The sequence below is a fragment of the Ruegeria sp. AB5 genome, assembly GCF_056542645.1.
Window position 1 is genome coordinate 1 of record NZ_JBQGAE010000043.1, and the last position, 3,328, is coordinate 3,328.

General features: G+C 43.0%; 2 protein-coding genes. Both read left to right on the plus strand.

The window, feature by feature from the left end:
* Positions 1-2,020: ATP-binding cassette domain-containing protein (locus ACR0L4_RS23360; protein ID WP_480515595.1), on the plus strand; the 2,020-nt coding region annotated here is incomplete at its 5' end.
* Positions 2,017-3,198: a beta-barrel domain-containing protein gene (locus ACR0L4_RS23365; RefSeq protein ID WP_170438256.1), complete on the plus strand. Its 1,182-nt coding sequence runs from the start codon at positions 2,017-2,019 to the stop codon at positions 3,196-3,198. The genes ACR0L4_RS23360 and ACR0L4_RS23365, both read left to right, overlap by 4 nt.
* Positions 3,199-3,328 lie beyond the last annotated feature (130 nt).

Below are 3,328 nucleotides of genomic sequence, written 5' to 3' on the forward strand. Positions count from 1 at the left end.
TGAGCACGGGATACTAACAGAAGAGCTATTGGAGAGAGTTGGGCATAGGTTTGATCATGAAATAGTATGGACTGACGTGGATAAAGTAACAAATTTAGTAGTACCGTGTTGTTTAAAATTAAGATCGGACGAATTCCTTGTCGTTGTGGATATAGATACCGACGACCTGCACGTTCTCGACGTTGTCAATCCAACAGCGGTTCGTTCCATTTCATTATCGGACGTTGATGAAGGGCATTCGGGGCAAGCTTTTCGGATTTTGCCGAATTTGACCTTTCTCTTGCGCCAGCACGTATTAAGTAGCGAAAATAAGCACTGGTTTTGGGGTAGATTGGTACTCCAAAAGCACTATCTCTTTGATGTAATTACGGCGTCTTTATTTGCTAATGTATTGGCAGTAACGGTTTCGCTCTTCACTTTACAAGTTTACGATCGGGTTATCCCGGGACAATCCGAACCTACGCTCTGGGTTCTCGCGAGTGGTGTTGGGTTGGCGATACTCTTCGAAGCAATCTTGCGTGTAAGGCGAGCCAGAATAATTGATCATATTGGGAAGGAGGCAGAAATAGAGATCACAAGCAATATGTTTGCTCGGTTACTTGGTGTGAAATTGGATAATCTGCCATCTTCTCCGGGTGCAGTTGTAAATATGATTCGTGAATTTTCGTCAGTAAAGGAATTTTTTTCGAATGTCGCCATTGGCCTTATTTCTGATCTTCCCTTTTCGTTTATTTTTTTACTTTTGATTTATGGGATAGCTGGACCTATAGTCTGGATCATTATGTTAGGGGCCGTTTTAATAGCGCTTCCTAATATTCTACTACAACGTCGTATGGCGCGCCTATCGGACGAGACTATGGGCGGTTTGACTTCAGCGTCTAAAATACTAATAGAAGCCTCCTACAGTCTGGAGGCAATTAAAATTAGCCGTTCTGAATCGTTGTTTCAAAGGCAGTGGGAGGAAGTTATTGCTTTGAATGCACTGAAAACCACAGAGCAACGCACATTACGCGCTTTACTAACGTATTGGGCAACATCAATACAACAAGCCACTTACGTGTGCGCTGTTATTGCATGTGTATATCTCATTTTTGCCGGAGAGCTTTCCGGTGGTGTACTTATCGCTGTCGCTATTCTTACAACACGTACTTTATCTCCTATTTCTCAGCTGTCTAATTCACTTTTGATTTGGCAGAACATGAAATCAGCTTTAGCCGCACTTGAAACTTTGATGTTAGCCAAACAGGAAAGGTCACTAGAATGTGTGTACGTTAGCAAGCCTAGAGTCCATGGCGATATTTCTGTAAAAAATCTACGCTACTCGCATTCAGAAGTGCGTGGAATGGCAATAGATATAGGCAATCTCGAAATTAAGGCTGGAATGCGGATTGCCTTACTTGGTAGCAATGGATCTGGGAAGTCAACGTTATTGCGCCTGATTGCTGGGCTCTATCAACCGGCGGATGGAGAAGTGGAAATTGATGGGTTGAATCTTCGGCAAATTGATCCCAGTGATTTAAGAAGAAACATTGGGTTGTTGCCGCAAGAGATAAAAATGTTTCGAGGAAGCTTAAGGGAAAACCTGTCTCCCACTACTCATAAAAGTACCGACGAGGAACTCCATCAAGCATTAACTTTTGGGGGTCTGGGGAAGTTTGTGAAGCAAAGTCCCGAGGGATTAGACTTAAGAATAGGCGACGGTGGGGACGGCCTGTCAATTGGCCAAAAACAAAGTATCGGTCTTGCTCGGATTTATCTCCAAGATCCTTCTATTATTTTACTTGATGAGCCAACGTCATCTCTAGATGAGCATCTTGAAAAGGCAGTAGTGAAGCGTATTGGTAGTTGGATTGGATCAAGGACCTGTATTATAGCTACTCATAGACAAGAAATACTTTCCGAAATGTCGCATATAGCGGTGCTGAAACAAGGACAAGTTGTTTTGCAGGGGAAGCGTGATGCGACGAGAAAAAATTCTATATCGTCGTCTATGCCTTTACAAACCACCGAATCGTCATGAAGTTAGGTTGTGAAGTTAATGCGTTTATCAACGCTCAGGGGGTGCGGTCTAGTCGTGTGCAAATAAGGCTTATAGTATTGATTGTTTCCGTATTTATCGCTTGGGCTAATTTTGCTCCCTTGAACGAGGTCGTTCGTGGTGTGGGTTATGTTGTGCCATCTACAAAAAATCAGATCGTCCAAAATCTGGAAGGAGGAATAGTGAAACATATTTATGTCACTGAGGGCGATATTGTGCGCAAGGGGCAACCTATAGCGGAGATGGACAGAACACGTTTTAAAAGCGCTTACCAAGAGCTTAAGTCTCAACAATGGGCGTTGACTTTAAAATTAGAAAGACTTCGGGTTGAAGCGGACTTTTCAAGAGAGTTTGAGCCTGATTCCGAGCTGCGGGAGTTGGCACCAGAACAAGTCGCATCGGAGCACCAGCTGTACTTGGCGCGTAGAAATAAGATAAATAAAAGTATTGATAACTTAAGTAAGACAATTGAATTAAAAGAAGCTGAATTAAAAATTTTGCGAGCAATGACAGAGAAATCAGCGATGCCGGAAATAGACTTGATACGGGCGGAGCAAGCTGCTGAGGATCTTAGATCGCGTTTGGATGCTGTGATTACTGAGTTTGAGCAAACGAGATCTCAAGAGTATTCCGAGGCACTAATTTCCTTACAAAAGATTAACGAGCAAATTAGCAGTCGAGAAGATCAATTACTGAGGACAGATGTGCGTTCACCGATACACGGTGTTGTTAACAAAGTAATTGCAACTACGATCGGAGGAGTAGTACAGCCGGGCGACCCGCTCATCGAAATACTTTCTCTCGAGGATGAACTCCATATTGAAGGACAGATCGATCCGAGGGATATTGGGTTCGTTTATTCTGGAATGCCCGCAACTATTAAATTGTCTGCGTTTGATTTTTCGATTTATGGGGCACTTACCGGCACAGTAGTGCACGTAGGAGCAGATACAATTCTCGATAAAAATGAGCGTAATGGGGAACCTTATTATGAAGTCTTTATCAAACTTGACACCTCTACCTTGAAAGGTCCTACGGGTTATGTAAAAATCAAACCAGGTATGCAAGCTCAGGTGGAATTAAATTCTGGAAGCAAAACTGTCCTCCAGTATATTTTGAAACCCCTCTTTAAAGCAACAGAGGCCTTTTCTGAAAGATGATAGAGGTGATCGAATTTTATGGTATAAACCGGCTGTTTTTTAGACTGTCTTGTCCACCGGCGAAGTTTTTCAGAATACTGAGGTGTTTGCATAGGGGAGATGACCTGCTCCCCGAAACTTCCCTCGTTCT